The organism is Pseudomonas sp. NPDC089758, assembly GCF_044748705.1.
Classification (GTDB): domain Bacteria; phylum Pseudomonadota; class Gammaproteobacteria; order Pseudomonadales; family Pseudomonadaceae; genus Aquipseudomonas; species Aquipseudomonas putida_X.
Map to the genome: position 1 here is coordinate 87,533 of NZ_JBIVGN010000014.1, position 12,909 is coordinate 100,441.

Genomic DNA, 12,909 nt, shown 5'->3' on the forward strand with positions numbered 1-12,909 from the left:
GGCCTTCGGGCCGGTGCTTGCTGGAGTGGGTTCAATGATGCATCTGAAAATCGACGGCCTGCATTGGTCTGTGCCTGAGCGAGGCGGCAGGCAACGGCCGTTGCTGCACGCCGTGGATCTGTGTGTCGGCAAGGGAGAGTTCGTTGGGTTGATTGGCCCCAACGGCAGCGGCAAGACCAGCTTGCTGCGCTGCGCCTACCGGGCTACGCAGCCAACCGCAGGCCGGGTGAGCTTGAATGGCGTCGAGTTGTGGCAGCGCAGCCCGCGCTGGTGCGCCCAACGCATTGCCGTGGTTCTGCAGGAGTTTCCAGAGGAGTTCGGGTTGAGTGTCGGTGAAGTGGTCGCCATGGGCCGCTCGCCGCACAAATCGCTGTTTGAAGGGGACACAGCCGACGATCTGCAGCTGGTCGCTGAGGTGCTCGAGCGGGTAGGGCTGAGCGGCTACCGCGAACGCACCTTCGCCACGTTGTCGGGAGGTGAAAAGCAGCGAGTGCTGCTGGCCCGTGCGCTGGTACAGCGCCCTGAAATGCTCATTCTCGACGAACCGACCAACCATCTCGACCCCCGCTATCAACTCGGGTTACTGCAGCATTTGCGAGGCCTGGGCCTGAGCACCCTGGCCAGTTTTCACGACCTCAACCTGGCAGCGGCGTTTTGCGACCGCTTGTACGTCATCGACGGCGGGCGAATCATTGCCAGCGGCGCGCCGCAGCAGGTGTTGACCGTCGAGCTGCTGTGGCAGGTCTTCGGCCTGCAAGCGCTGATCGACACGCACCCGCTGCATCCTTACCCACGCATTACCTGGATAACCCGGCCATGAACATTCACGCCTTGATCGGCCTGTTGTCGCTGCTGATGGCATTGCCCATCGCGGCCAGTGAATACCCATTGAACATCCGCAGTTGTGAGCGTTCGGTGAGTTTCAGCAAAGCGCCGCAGCGGGTTGTGGTGCACGATGTGAACATGACCGCCATGCTGTTGCACCTGGGCCTGCGCGAGCGCATCGTCGGTTACACCGGCTTCACCCGCCACAAACACCGCGACCCATGGATCGATGACGCGCTGGAGGGCGTGCCGCAACTGGCCAGTCGTTACCCCTCCATCGAAACCTTGCTGGCGGTGGACGCCGACTTGTTCTTCGCTGGCTGGAACTACGGCATGCACGTGGGGGGGCCGGTCACGCCCGCAACGCTGGCAGCGTTTGAGATCCCGGTCTATGAACTGAGCGAGTCGTGCTCCTGGGTCATGCCCCAGCGACGCGCCAGCTTCGATGATGTCTACCGCGACCTGGGCAATCTGGGCCGCATCTTCAGTGTCGAGCCGCAAGCCGAAGCCCTCACGGCGCAGATGCGCCAGCAGGTTGCCGAGGTGCGCAGGCGGGTAGCTCAGGCGCAGCATCGGCCACGGGTATTCCTTTACGACAGCGGTGAAGACCGGCCGACCACGTCGGGGCGCCTGGGCATGCCGCAGGCCTTGGTCGATGCTGCCGGTGGCGTGAATGTGATGCAGGACGTGGCGGCCAGCTGGACGCAGGTGAACTGGGAGAGCGTGGTGGAGCGCGACCCTGAAGTGATTTTGATCGTCGATTACGGCCCTAGCACCTGGCAGCAGAAGCGCGACTTCCTGTTGCGCCAACCTGCGTTGAAGGATGTGCGGGCCATACGCGAGCAGCGCTTTGTCCCCTTGACGTACCTGCAAGTCACCCCTTCGGTGGAAAACGCCGAGGCCGTCGCGAAGATCGCGCGGGCGTTGCATCCGGCGTTGTTCAAGGAGGCAACACCATGATCTGGGGGCGCAGCCCGGGGAGTTATCGCTGGCTGATCGTGATCCTGGTTGTTCTGTTGGTGCTTTCTTCAGTGATCGCTCTGGCATTCGGCCCGGCCTCGGTCCCGCTGGGCCATGTGTTCGGGATCGTTGCCCAGCAGTTGGGCGTCGATCTGCCAGGGGCGTGGAGCAACAGCCAGGCGCAGATCGTCTGGATGATCCGCGCACCGCGTGTGTTGTTAGGGGTAGTGGTAGGCGCGGGGCTGGCATTGGTGGGTACCGCGCTGCAGGCCGTCACGCGCAATCCGCTGGCCGACCCGCACCTGCTGGGCGTGAGCTCTGGCGCCGCGCTGGGCGCGGTGCTGGTCATGCTGTACCTCGGCGAATTCATCGGGGTGTTCAGCCTGCCCCTGGCAGCTTTTGTGGGGGCAGCGGTGAGCATGCTGTTGGTTATCGCCGTGGCCAGGCGTGGAGGGCGCATGGAGAGTGACCGCCTGCTTTTGGCGGGGGTCGCGGTGTCATTCGTCCTGATGGCCTTGGTCAACCTGTTGCTGTACACCGCTGACCAGCATGCTGCAGCCTCGGTGGTGTTCTGGATGTTGGGTGGGCTGGGCGCGGCGCGCTGGAGCGTTATCGGCTTGCCGGCAGTGTGTGTGTTGCTTGGGTTGCTTGCGCTACAGGCGATGGGGCGTGGCCTGAATGCGCTCATGAGCGGAGAGCAGACCGCGATCAGCCTGGGGTTCAGCGGCCGCCGCCTGCGTCTTCATGTATTCATCTGCACGTCGTTGCTGACAGGGGTGCTGGTTTCGCTTTCGGGCGCCATAGGCTTCGTGGGGCTGATGGTGCCGCACGTGGCGCGTGCGCTGGTGGGGGCGGAAAACCGACGGTTGATGCCGGTCAGCGCGCTGCTCGGCGGGCTGTTCATCGTTTGGGTGGATGTGGCTGCGCGCACGCTGATCGCGCCGGAGGACCTGCCGATCGGCATTGCCACTGCAGCCTTGGGTGGGCTGTTCTTCATCGTCCTGCTCAAGCGTTGAGAGCACGGCAAGCGACGGCCTGGTCGCTTGCCGTGCCTTGCTTCAGAAGTCGACGGTGAGCCCGGCATACAGGGCGCGACCGTCGCCGGGGGAATGCAGCGATGCATCGGCACCGTCCGGGTCGTACCAGACGTATTCGTAGTAGCGATCGGTCAGGTTCTTCAGTTGCAGGTCGACGCTCAGCGTTCCGCTGAGCTTGTAAGTGGCGCCGAGGTTCATCAGCACGTAGCCGCCATACGTACCTTGGGTGTTCTCCCGCTCCAGGTAGTAGTTGGTCTGGCCATTCGCCCAGGCAGTCAGCTGCAGCTTTGGGGTAGCCTGGTAGCTGATGCCGGTGTTCCACAGATGGTGGGGCACGTGATCGATTTCCTGGCCTTTGCTGCCTGGTAAGGCGCTGCTGGGCTCAAGGATCTTGGAGTACTGCCAGGAGTAGGACATCCACACCTCAGTGCGTTCGTCCGGGTGCAGGTTGACCTGCAGGTCATAGCCCCAGCGGCGTGTTTCACCAACGTTGTCCGACTCCCCGCTGGGGTCGTTCAGGCGACGGCTCACTTCGCCAGAGGCGTCCTGACGCCAATAAGCCACGCGGCCATCGATCCAGCTGGCCGGGGTGAACTTGACGCCCGTTTCCCAGCCTTCGTTGATCGATGGGTCCAGGTCCTCGTTGCGCGGCGGCACCTTGTAGGCTGCGGCGCCCGTGCCGACCTGGAAGGTCCGGCCCCAGTTGGCGTAAACGCTGGCGAACTTCCACGGCGAATAGACAATGCTGAGCTTGGGCTGCTTGATCAGCCCGTAGTCGTTGATGTCCGAGTCCAGCCCGGTCATCTTGTTGGTGAAGTCACTGCTGATCTTGTCGACGCGATAGGCCGGCACGATCTTCAGCGACTCCACTGGCTCGATTTCAGCCTGCACATAGGCCCCGACCGTGTTGAAGTCGAAGTCCTGGTCACGGGTCTGCGCCTGCCGCACGCGATTGATCGTGCGGTATCGCTCGCTACGGTTCTGCTGTTTCTGCACATCGCTTCCGCCTTCAAGGGCGAACGCATGCAGCCAGTCCACCTGTGGCCGCCAGGTCAGTGAGGTGATGGCGCCGTACTGGTCCTCGTAGGTGTCGCGCTCTTGCTGTGAACTGGTGCGCCAGTACTGCGTCCAGCGACGGTCGTCATAGGTGTTGAGGTAGGTCTTGGCCGACCAGGACAGCGTTTCGGCCAGGTCGGTGTCGAAGTGCACGCTGACCTGGTTCATTCGCCGCGTACCTTTGTCCGTGGCGTTGTAGTCATTGCTCATGCGTGGATGATGGCGGGCGTCATCCTCGGTCAGGTAGCCGGCCTCCTGGGCTTCGGACTCGTAGTGGCGGGCGATCAGGCCAAGGCGATAGCTGCCATCGTCAGGGGTATAGAACCACTTGCCGCCGAAGCTGTAGCGTTCGGTATCGGCATGGTCGCGGTAACCGTCGACCTGCTGGCGGGCGAAGAAGTAATTCTGCGTCCAGTTGCTGGTCTCGATGCCCTTGGCCAGTTGCACCTCGCGGGTGTTGAAGCTGCCGTAGCGCAGGCGCGCCTTGTTGTAGTTGCCGCCGGTGCGGGTGTTGATATTGACGTTGCCGGCGATGTTGTTCAGGCCGTAGCGCGGGTCGCTGGTGCCGCGCACCACCTCGATGCTGTCGATGTCCATGGGGAACACCGAGTCGATGAAGGGCATGTTGCCGTCATTGGTGTTGCTGGGGATGCCATCGATCAGCAACTTCACCGCGTTCACTTCGCCTTCGCCATTGAAGCCGCGGAACGACAATTTGCCTGAGGTGGTGCCCTGATTGAATTCGGTCAGCATTACCCCGGGCGCGCGGCTGAACAGCTCCCAGCTGTAGGTCACGGGCATCTTTTCGAGGATGTCACCGCCCAGAATGTCCACCGAACTGAGCACGCTGCTGGTGGCCAGCGGGCCGCTTTCGGTACTGGTCACGTTGACCGCGCCAAGGGTGAGGGTGGAGTTTTCAGCAGGCAGAGTTTCGGCAACGGCCAGCGACAGGGGGCTGAGGCTGAACAAAGCGAGCACGGGCAGGACAGCGCGTGCGGTGCAACGGAACGCAGGCATGGAAGGTTTCCTGGTCAGACAGTCGGGCAGGGCTGCGCACCGAAGGTCACGGGGCAGCCGTGGGCAAGCAACGACAGGTCAGGCCAGGGGAGAGGCGCGCGGGTTGAGCTTTGGCCACTGCTCGCGCGGCAGCAACAGCGTGTGGCTGGCGCCGAGCAGCAGCGCGTCGGGCCAGTAGCGGGGATAGAGGTGGCGATAATGGTCGCTGGCCAACATGGCATGGCCGGCATGACCACAGCAGCAGTCACCTGCCGGGTGTTTCGTCTCGGACTGATCGCCGAGTTGCGGCAGTTCGGCTTTGAGCTGGGCCAGCAACGATTTGGGCAGGCTCTGCGCACCGTGCAGGCTGCAGAAGCTGCCGAGAATCAGCGATTGGCTGTCGATGCGGGGGGGGGGCAAGGCACGGTCGAGCGGCATCGCCAGCAGGTTGAACAGCATGGCGAGACAGGCGAACAGACAAAGATGTGCACGTGCACGTGAAAGCATGAGTCAACCCGAACGAATATGGCGCGCATTAAGCCGCATCCGTTGCGGGCTGTACAAGTTCCTTGGTGCTCCATTTTGTCGCAGGCGCACCCCGCCGAAGGCTCAATGACTGCGCATGCCGGCGGCCACCATGAACAGTCGGATCAGCCAAGCGAACAGTCCCAGCGCCGCCACGCTGCCTGCCCAGATCAGCACCAGCCAGGCCAGCCGACGCCATATCGGTTGCTTCACACTGGGTGTCATCAGGTAGTACTCCTAGTGATAGCCGTCTTCATGTGTCACCTTGCCGCGGAACACGTAATAGCTCCAGAACGTGTAGCCGAGGATGATGGGCAGGATGAACAGCGTGCCTACCAACATGAAACCTTGGCTCTGCGGCGGTGCTGCGGCCTCCCAGATGCTGATCGACGGTGGGATGATGTTTGGCCACAGGCTGATGCCAAGGCCGCTGTAGCCCAGGAAGACCAGGGCCAGGGTCAGCAAGAACGGCGTGTAGTGCGCGTTGCGCGCCACGGCACGTAGCAGCCCGTAGAACGTCACCAGCACCAGGATCGGCACCGGCATGAACCAGAGCAGGTTGGGCATGCTGAACCAGCGCGCAGCGATTTGCGGGTAGGCCAGCGGTGTCCACAGGCTGACCACGGCGATCACCACCAGCAGTACCAGCGCCAGAGGCCTGGCAACATCGTGCATGCGTTGCTGCAGCGGTCCTTCGGTCTTCATCACCAGCCAGGTGCAACCGAGCAGGGTGTAAGCGATCACCAGGCCCAGCCCGCAGAACAGGCTGAACGGAGTGAGCCAGTCGAGTGCACCTCCAGCGTATTTGCGCTCGACCACCTTGATGCCTTCGATGAAGGCGCCCAGGGCAACCCCTTGGGCGAATGTCGCGACCAGCGAGCCCCAGATGAAGGCCTTGTCCCAGAGGTGACGCTTGGCGGGTTTGGCCTTGAAGCGGAACTCGAAGGCTACGCCCCGGAAGATCAGGCCGATCAGCATCAGGATCAGCGGCAGGTAAAGCGCCTCCAGCACCACCGCGTAGGCCAGCGGAAAGGCGCCGAACAGGGCTGCACCGCCTAGGATCAGCCAGGTTTCATTGCCGTCCCAAACCGGGGCGACGGTGTTCATCATCACATCCCGGTCACGTGCGTCCTTGACGAAAGGGAAGAGCATGCCGATCCCCAGGTCGAAGCCGTCCATTACCACATACATCATCACACCGAAGATGATGATCACCGCCCAGATCAGTGGAAGGTCGATGCCCATGTCAGTTCACCTCTGCCTGATAATCGTCGGCGGCGGACAACGGCCGTGCCGGTGTATGTTGCTGGCCTGGGCCGCCTGGGGTGTGTTGGTCGCCCTCGCCAGGTTTTGGTCCTTTGCGCACGAGGCGCATCATGTAGCCGAGGCCGGTGCCGAACAGGGCGAAGTACACCACCACGAATGTCACCAAGGTGATGCTGAGCTGTGTGGCGTCATGGTTCGACACGCCATCGGCGGTGCGCTGCAAGCCGTACACCACCCATGGCTGACGGCCTATCTCGGTGGTGAACCAGCCGGCAAGTATCGCCACCAACCCGGACGGGCCCATCCACAGTGCCAGGTACAGGAACGGCCGCGAGGTGTAGAGCGTGCCGCGCTTGCGCAGCCACAGGCTCCACAGGCCGACGAAGATCATCAGGAATCCGAGCCCAACCATGACCCGGAACGACCAGAAGACGATGGTCGAGTTGGGCCGGTCCTCAGGCGGGAACTCCTTCATCGCCGGTACCTGCTTGTCCAGGCTGTGGGTCAGTATCAGGCTGCCGAGGGCAGGGATCTCGATCTTGAAACGGGTGGTTTCGGCTTTCATGTCGGGGATGCCGAACAGGATCAGCGGGGTCGGTTCACCCGGCTTGTTCTCCCAGTGGCCTTCGATCGCCGCGATTTTCACCGGCTGGTGCTTGAGGGTGTTAAGCCCATGGAAATCGCCGATGACAGCCTGCACCGGCGCCACGACCAGGGCCATCCACATGGCCATCGACAGCATCTTGCGGATGGCCGGGTTGTCCCGGCCGCGTAGCAGGTGCCAGGCCGCCGAAGCGCCGACGAAGAATGCCGTGGCCACGAATGCGGCAGTGGCCATGTGCATCAGCCGGTAGGGGAAGGAGGGATTGAAAATGACGGCCAGCCAGTCCACTGGAATCACCCGGCCATCGACAATTTCATAGCCTTGCGGCGTCTGCATCCAGCTGTTGGAGGCCAGAATCCAGAAGGTCGAGACCAGTGTGCCAAGCGCCACCATCACCGTGGAGAAGAAGTGCAGGCCACGACCGACACGGTTCCAGCCAAACAGCATGACGCCCAGGAAGCCTGCTTCCAGGAAGAACGCGGTGAGCACTTCATAGGTCAGCAACGGGCCGGTAATGGCACCGGCGAAATCTGAGAACCGGCTCCAGTTGGTGCCGAACTGGTAGGCCATGACCAGACCGGACACCACGCCCATGCCGAAGTTGACGGCGAAGATCTTCGACCAGAAGTGGTAGAGGTCGCGGTAGACCTGCTGGTTCGTTCGCAGCCACAGCCCTTCGAGCACTGCCAGGTAACTGGCAAGGCCGATGGTGATGGCGGGGAACAGGATGTGGAAGGAAACGGTGAAGGCGAACTGAATTCGAGCCAGGTCTAGCGCATCGAGCACGCTCATTATGATGGGGCCTCACGGGGTAGCGCGCGTCGGCGCCGGTTTCGGGAAGCAGAGCCCGGGTCCTGGCCGGCTCTGCGCTGGTGTCTGCGTGGGGTTGCACGGAGCCATTGCGATGGCGGCGCCACTGTAAGGAGCATGGTGGGTCTGACCAACTGCGACAATCTGTCCCTGGGGGGCGCCCGCTCTGGCGAATGGAGGCCAAGTGCGCCAGGTGTGACGGCTTGTCGCAGACGGGGCAGGCTGCAGGTGAAGCTTCTACGAGGCCGGTTTCGATGCTAAAGTCGCCGCCCATGAACCGTCTGCCTTCAAACCGACCCCTCATTGCCTGGGCACTGTACTTCTGTGTCCTGTTCAATGTACTTGGCTGTGGCCTGGCCCACGGGCAGGCAGTGGGGCTGGCGCTGAATGGATTCGGCGGCGCGTTCTGCAGCTTAGGTGGCGATACCGCCCCTCTGAAGGCCAAGCAGGACGGCGCCCTGGCGAGCGACTTGAGCATTCCGTTCAGTTGCCCGATGGGCTCGGCGGCTTTTCTTACCCTGGTCTTTCTCATCGCTGTCGGCTGGCTGCTGGCCAGCAGCGAGCGCCGGCCAATCGTGCGTGAAGTACGCAGCCATGCCCCGCCGCGTTATTGCTGGCCCTCATCCAACCCTCGCGCTTCACCTCTCTGACGCTACCTGCGCCTAGGCGCCGTGGCGGGCCAGTGCCTGCCATTAACACGCCGGATCTACGGTGCATGCTCAGGCATGCACCTGCCGGTTGGTTTGGCCGTCGTTGGAGGTAAGCCCTCATGACCTGTCCAATCTCCACGCCCGCGCTACCTGGCGAGGCATGAACATGCGCCATTGCGGCCTGCGCGCACGCACCTGGGATAGCCTCTGGGTCGCCGCGTTGCTTGCCATGCTGCTCAAGGTATTGGCATTGCCCATGGCCAGTACCCTGGGCGACCTGAGCCTGGCGCAGTTGCTGGCGGGCAGTTATTGCTCGTCGGGCGGCGTTCAGCCGGCCATGCCGGACAAGGACGGCAACCTCAGCGCGAAGACGTCCGCCCCGGGGCATTGCTGTTGCGCCCAGGGCGGCCCTGCACCTCTGCCTGCCTCGTTGATCCTGGCCGGCTTCGTGCTGCCCGTGCTGCCGGTCGACCAGCAGCCCGCCGTTCTGGTGCATTCACCGCGGCACTGCTGGCCGTCGATCAACCCCCGTGCCTCCCCGACGTCGATCGCCTGACCCGCAAGGACCCAGGCCGCACCCGCTGGAAGCGGGGCGTCGGCCTGCCGATGGCTAGCCGTACCCAGGAGCACACGATGTCTCGCACCCTGACCGCTTCAGCGTTGCTGGAGCCCTCCCTTCGCCCGTCGCGCGCGGGCGACTTCCTGTTGCCGTTTCCCGATTACCCCTGCAACGCCCGCAGTTTCGTCAACCTCGATGCGCGCCTGCTGCCTTACTGGCACACGCTATTCGATGTCTGCCCAAGCTTGCTGAAGCTCGACCCGCCTGAGGGGCTTGAGTTGTTCCGACGCTTCATGACATGGGCCTACCGGCACCATCCGGCGCTGGATTGGACGTATTACATCAGCGTTTGCCGCTGGTTGCTGAGCTCCCCCTACCAGGCGCGTGTGACTGAGGAGCACATCGAGGCCTTCATGGTGGCCGCGGCCGCCTTGTGGGTGGCGACTGATGTGTCTCAGGCGCGTGGCTTGGTGCTGGCCTGGCAGCCTATGGGCGAACGGGTCGTGGAGTGGAAAACCGGCGTACAGCCGGCGCTGCCAGCCTCCCAGGCGGACGAAGACTTGCCGTCACCCCCTTGGGAATTTTCCTGGAGCCCACTCAGCGCCAAAGGCCAGAGCAGCTTCCGGCGCTGGTTGCCGGTACCTGGCTAAGGCAGGGCGGCACAGGGGCGGCCTTGCGCCGCCCGTTTTCCTATTCATTGAATGCTTAGCGAGAGACCGACGATGGACATACTCCAAGCCATGCGCGCGTTCAGTTGCGTGGTTCAGGCCGGCAGCCTGACCGGCGCGGCCGAACGCCTCGACACCACCACCGCCAGCGTTTCCCGGATGCTCTCCAACCTGGAGGCGCATCTGCATATTCGCTTGTTGAACCGCACGACCCGCCGCATCGCCCTGACCGAAGCCGGCAACCGTTACTTGAAGCGCTGCCGGGTTATCCTCGAACTGGTGGATACCGCAGAGAACGAGATACAGCGCCACACACTGGACTTGCCCGCGAACGGGCAGGCCAACACCCGAACGGGCGCAGCGCTCCAACTGGGCGCTTGTTAATCGGGTAGGTCGTCTTCACCGCTGGCCAACGGGCGCACAGGCGCATCGACCTTGACCGAGGTTTCGTTACCCGCGTCATCGACCACGGTCAGGGTCAGCGGCACAGTGGCGCCTTCCTTGATCTGCTCTTTGGGGTTGATCAGCATGATGTGGTAGCCGTGGGTGTCCAGCACCACTGGCTGGCCCGCTGGCAGTGACAGGCTCGCCAATGGCTTCATGGTCATTACGCCGTCCTTCATGGTCATCTCGTGCAGCTCCGTCTTGGCGGCCACGGGTGAACTGACCCGAACGAGCTTGACGTCCTCGTTGGCGGTAAGGCGCATGAAGGCTCCGGTGGCGGGCTGGCTGGGTACCGTGGCCCTGACCCAGGGGGCCTCCACCTTCACTTCGACCTGAGCCAGGGCGGTGCTGGCGAAGCTCGTCATTAACAAACCGAACAGGAGGCCATTGGCTTTGCGCAAGCCTTTGAGCGCGAGTGGTTTCATCAGGAACTCCTTGTTGATTGGCGGCGCCAGCCTTGTGTATGAAGGACGCCTGGTCAAATAGCATAGTCGGTGCTGTATGAGGGCGTGGCAGGTGCTGTGCCGGCACGTTGTGGTGCGACAGACTGCCGCAGCGAGCCCAAAGCCACTGCTCGATGCCCGTGCAGTCAGCGCGTTGCGCGACATGCGACGAGCTGTCGCAGTTGGGCGGGCAGCAGACAGCGCCTAGCATGGCCGGCGCCTGTATTCCTTCGTCCCCTTCACGCTGCACGCCAGGCGACCCGCAACGCCCCCCGCCTTTGGGCGGGCCGCTTTATTTCGAGCCGAGAGAGCCGTCATGGACCATGAACTGCTGAAAATCGTCTGGTGGCTACTGATTGGCGTAATGCTGATCAGTTTTATGCTGGGCGAAAGCCTGGACGTGGGCGCGCGGGTACTGGTGCCGTGGTTGTCGGGTCGAAGTGGCGACCCGCTGCCGCAAGCACCGGCGGCGCCAGCGCATATCAACCTGCTGTGGTTGCTGGCCCTGAGTTTCACCCTTGCGCTGGTCTGGCCATCGCTCGGTGGCCTGGCCTGCCTGATGACGGGCCTGTTGGGCCTGCTGGTACTGTTGCGCCGATCTGCCTCGCAAGCCGCCCGGCCACGACAAGCCTGGCGCGTGCTGGCAGTCGGCCTGCTGCCGGCAGTTCTGCTGGGGGGCATGCTGGGCAACGTGCTTCTTGGATTGCCATTGAGTCGCTGTGGCCAGGCGGGAATACAGTTTCACGGGAGCGTGGGCGGGCTGTTCAGTCCGTTCGCCTTGCTTACAGGCGTGGTGAGCCTGGCGATGGTTTGCCAGTTTGGCGCTGCCTGGGTGATGCAGCGCGGCGGCGGCGGCTGGTATCAGCCTGCAAGCCGGGTCGCAGGCGTTGCAGGCGTTATGTTCCTGGCCAGTTTCATAGTGGCTGCGATATGGCTGGCAACGAATGCGCGCGGCTACAGTGTGTGGGCGGTGGAGCGTCCCGCTACCCTGTGCGGGCCTGGCACCTGGGTGGTGCTGGCCAACAACCCTGGCTGGCTGGACAATTTTCAGGCCTGGCCTGCAGCTGTTCTGGCACCATTGTTTGCCTTGTCTGGCACTGTCATCAGTCTGTTCGCTTGCGCCAATGGCCGGTCTAGCCTGGCGCTATTGGGCAGTGGCCTGACGGTGGGGGCAGTGCTGTGCAGTGTGGGGCTCGCGTTATTCCCTTTGATCTTGCCTTCCAGCGTGCAAGTGTCTGCCAGCATGACGCTATGGAGCGCGGCCGGTGACGAAAGAACCTTGGGGACTTTGCTGATTGTTGCCAGTGTGCTGCTACCGATGTTGCTGGCTTACACCCTGGGTGTCAGCCTCAAGGGCTCGCACCTGCTGATCGAGCCCTCGAAGCGAGTTGGAACACGCCAACGCCATGCGCTTTGCTCGATCCAGGGCGATGAACGCATTGCGTGAATCACCCGTTCGAGCGTCATGCCTTGAGATTATCTCTGGCAAACTCCGAACCCTGCCATCGTGAACCAACTGCGTATGTGCGCGCAAACTCCCTGGCCATTGCCTGGACCAGTTGTGCCCGCAAGGCATCGCTGTACCACAACAGGACGGGGGCCTGAAAGCCCCCGGGTTGTTCATCAGTGATTGCCGTGGGCAGCGTCCTTGTCGACCTTGACCACGCCTTGGAACAGCGCGAACTGCTTGACCCGCTCGGCGGGTTGAGCACTTTCGGCCTGGCGTACTGCCTGGCTCAGCTGGGCCGCGTCCTGTTCACTGAGCCCGGCGCTGTGCAGGGTTGCCGGGTCGAGCAGTGAATCGCCGGCGCACAGCACCACGCGCCAGCCGTGAGGCCCTTTACGCAACAAGGCACGGCCGCCGCGCTGGTCTTGCAACCAGCCGGCTACCGCATGCTCGCCCTGGATGGTAACCGGGCCAACGTCCAGTGGCGCATCCGGGCGTTCGAAGTTGTGTCGCATCAGGTGCTGAATGCTCTGCTGCTCGCTGGCGGTATCGGCCACGGCCAGCAGCGGGCTGCAGGCCAGCAGCAGCGCAAGGATCGGTGCTTTCATGTGCTTGTTCC

At 63.2% G+C, this 12,909-nt stretch carries 14 protein-coding genes and 1 pseudogene; 8 read left to right on the forward strand and 7 right to left on the reverse strand.

Annotated elements, in window-relative coordinates; genetic code table 11:
* Positions 1-34: 34 nt before the first annotated feature.
* The 3 genes from ACIPZH_RS18800 to ACIPZH_RS18810 are packed head-to-tail and all read left to right on the forward strand — an operon-like array spanning position 35 to position 2,801.
* A complete protein-coding gene (locus ACIPZH_RS18800; RefSeq protein ID WP_400637304.1) occupies positions 35-820 on the forward strand; it encodes an ABC transporter ATP-binding protein in 786 nt (261 codons plus the stop codon).
* Complete coding sequence (locus ACIPZH_RS18805; protein ID WP_400637305.1) at positions 817-1,785, forward strand: ABC transporter substrate-binding protein; 969 nt, start codon at positions 817-819, stop codon at positions 1,783-1,785. The genes ACIPZH_RS18800 and ACIPZH_RS18805 overlap by 4 nt, the downstream gene beginning before the upstream one ends.
* Positions 1,782-2,801: a FecCD family ABC transporter permease gene (locus ACIPZH_RS18810; protein ID WP_400637306.1), complete on the forward strand. Its 1,020-nt coding sequence runs from the start codon at positions 1,782-1,784 to the stop codon at positions 2,799-2,801. The genes ACIPZH_RS18805 and ACIPZH_RS18810 overlap by 4 nt, the downstream gene beginning before the upstream one ends.
* Positions 2,802-2,843: 42 nt before the next feature.
* Here ACIPZH_RS18810 and ACIPZH_RS18815 read toward each other — a convergent pair whose 3' ends face one another.
* The 5 genes from ACIPZH_RS18815 to ACIPZH_RS18835 form a co-directional block, all read right to left on the reverse strand.
* Positions 2,844-4,895 carry a TonB-dependent receptor gene (locus ACIPZH_RS18815; RefSeq protein ID WP_400637307.1) on the reverse strand — a complete coding sequence of 684 codons (2,052 nt, stop codon included), beginning with the start codon at positions 4,893-4,895 and terminating at the stop codon, positions 2,844-2,846.
* 78 nt (positions 4,896-4,973) lie between these two features.
* Positions 4,974-5,381: a DUF2946 family protein gene (locus ACIPZH_RS18820; protein WP_400637309.1), complete on the reverse strand. Its 408-nt coding sequence runs from the start codon at positions 5,379-5,381 to the stop codon at positions 4,974-4,976.
* Positions 5,382-5,483: 102 nt separating this feature from the next.
* Positions 5,484-5,624: a DUF2474 domain-containing protein gene (locus tag ACIPZH_RS18825; RefSeq protein WP_241806925.1), complete on the reverse strand. Its 141-nt coding sequence runs from the start codon at positions 5,622-5,624 to the stop codon at positions 5,484-5,486.
* Between the two features lie 12 nt (positions 5,625-5,636).
* Positions 5,637-6,644 carry a cytochrome d ubiquinol oxidase subunit II gene (gene cydB, locus ACIPZH_RS18830; RefSeq protein WP_241806926.1) on the reverse strand — a complete coding sequence of 336 codons (1,008 nt, stop codon included), beginning with the start codon at positions 6,642-6,644 and terminating at the stop codon, positions 5,637-5,639.
* 1 nt (position 6,645) lies between these two features.
* A complete protein-coding gene (locus ACIPZH_RS18835; RefSeq protein WP_400637310.1) occupies positions 6,646-8,061 on the reverse strand; it encodes a cytochrome ubiquinol oxidase subunit I in 1,416 nt (471 codons plus the stop codon).
* 290 nt (positions 8,062-8,351) lie between these two features.
* Between ACIPZH_RS18835 and ACIPZH_RS18840 the strand changes: the two genes are divergently transcribed.
* The 4 genes and pseudogenes from ACIPZH_RS18840 to ACIPZH_RS18855 form a co-directional block, all read left to right on the forward strand.
* Positions 8,352-8,729 (forward strand): DUF2946 family protein, encoded by a 378-nt coding sequence (locus ACIPZH_RS18840; RefSeq protein ID WP_400637312.1) that lies wholly within the window; start codon positions 8,352-8,354, stop codon positions 8,727-8,729.
* A gap of 160 nt (positions 8,730-8,889) precedes the next feature.
* Positions 8,890-9,285: a DUF2946 family protein gene (locus ACIPZH_RS18845; RefSeq protein WP_241806929.1), complete on the forward strand. Its 396-nt coding sequence runs from the start codon at positions 8,890-8,892 to the stop codon at positions 9,283-9,285.
* Between the two features lie 77 nt (positions 9,286-9,362).
* Complete coding sequence (locus tag ACIPZH_RS18850) at positions 9,363-9,938, forward strand: putative natural product biosynthesis protein (RefSeq protein WP_400637314.1); 576 nt, start codon at positions 9,363-9,365, stop codon at positions 9,936-9,938.
* 72 nt (positions 9,939-10,010) lie between these two features.
* Positions 10,011-10,256, forward strand: a pseudogene (locus ACIPZH_RS18855) (LysR family transcriptional regulator); the annotation flags it as partial.
* Between the two features lie 80 nt (positions 10,257-10,336).
* Here the strand turns inward: ACIPZH_RS18855 and ACIPZH_RS18860 are convergent.
* Positions 10,337-10,825: a copper chaperone PCu(A)C gene (locus ACIPZH_RS18860; RefSeq protein ID WP_267823698.1), complete on the reverse strand. Its 489-nt coding sequence runs from the start codon at positions 10,823-10,825 to the stop codon at positions 10,337-10,339.
* A gap of 334 nt (positions 10,826-11,159) precedes the next feature.
* Between ACIPZH_RS18860 and cydB (ACIPZH_RS18865) the strand changes: the two genes are divergently transcribed.
* Complete coding sequence (cydB, locus tag ACIPZH_RS18865) at positions 11,160-12,290, forward strand: cytochrome d ubiquinol oxidase subunit II (protein ID WP_400637316.1); 1,131 nt, start codon at positions 11,160-11,162, stop codon at positions 12,288-12,290.
* Between the two features lie 176 nt (positions 12,291-12,466).
* On the opposite strand, the gene ACIPZH_RS18870 is transcribed toward cydB (ACIPZH_RS18865), so the two are convergent.
* Entirely contained in the window at positions 12,467-12,898 is a 432-nt protein-coding gene (locus ACIPZH_RS18870) for a copper uptake system-associated protein (RefSeq protein WP_267823702.1), read from the reverse strand.
* Between the last annotated feature and the right edge of the window lie 11 nt (positions 12,899-12,909).

Bases quoted from the DNA above. Each gene is read 5' to 3' on its own strand.
- ACIPZH_RS18870 (WP_267823702.1), bottom strand. From the start codon at position 12,898: ATGAAAGCACCGATCCTTGCGCTGCTGCTGGCCTGCAGCCCGCTGCTG.
- ACIPZH_RS18850 (WP_400637314.1), top strand. From the start codon at position 9,363: ATGTCTCGCACCCTGACCGCTTCAGCGTTGCTGGAGCCCTCCCTTCGC.
- ACIPZH_RS18820 (WP_400637309.1), bottom strand. From the start codon at position 5,381: ATGCTTTCACGTGCACGTGCACATCTTTGTCTGTTCGCCTGTCTCGCC.
- ACIPZH_RS18815 (WP_400637307.1), bottom strand. From the start codon at position 4,895: ATGCCTGCGTTCCGTTGCACCGCACGCGCTGTCCTGCCCGTGCTCGCT.
- ACIPZH_RS18835 (WP_400637310.1), bottom strand. From the start codon at position 8,061: ATGAGCGTGCTCGATGCGCTAGACCTGGCTCGAATTCAGTTCGCCTTC.
- ACIPZH_RS18840 (WP_400637312.1), top strand. From the start codon at position 8,352: ATGAACCGTCTGCCTTCAAACCGACCCCTCATTGCCTGGGCACTGTAC.
- ACIPZH_RS18805 (WP_400637305.1), top strand. From the start codon at position 817: ATGAACATTCACGCCTTGATCGGCCTGTTGTCGCTGCTGATGGCATTG.
- ACIPZH_RS18845 (WP_241806929.1), top strand. From the start codon at position 8,890: ATGAACATGCGCCATTGCGGCCTGCGCGCACGCACCTGGGATAGCCTC.
- ACIPZH_RS18825 (WP_241806925.1), bottom strand. From the start codon at position 5,624: ATGACACCCAGTGTGAAGCAACCGATATGGCGTCGGCTGGCCTGGCTG.
- ACIPZH_RS18800 (WP_400637304.1), top strand. From the start codon at position 35: ATGATGCATCTGAAAATCGACGGCCTGCATTGGTCTGTGCCTGAGCGA.
- cydB (WP_400637316.1), top strand. From the start codon at position 11,160: ATGGACCATGAACTGCTGAAAATCGTCTGGTGGCTACTGATTGGCGTA.
- cydB (WP_241806926.1), bottom strand. From the start codon at position 6,644: ATGGGCATCGACCTTCCACTGATCTGGGCGGTGATCATCATCTTCGGT.
- ACIPZH_RS18810 (WP_400637306.1), top strand. From the start codon at position 1,782: ATGATCTGGGGGCGCAGCCCGGGGAGTTATCGCTGGCTGATCGTGATC.
- ACIPZH_RS18860 (WP_267823698.1), bottom strand. From the start codon at position 10,825: ATGAAACCACTCGCGCTCAAAGGCTTGCGCAAAGCCAATGGCCTCCTG.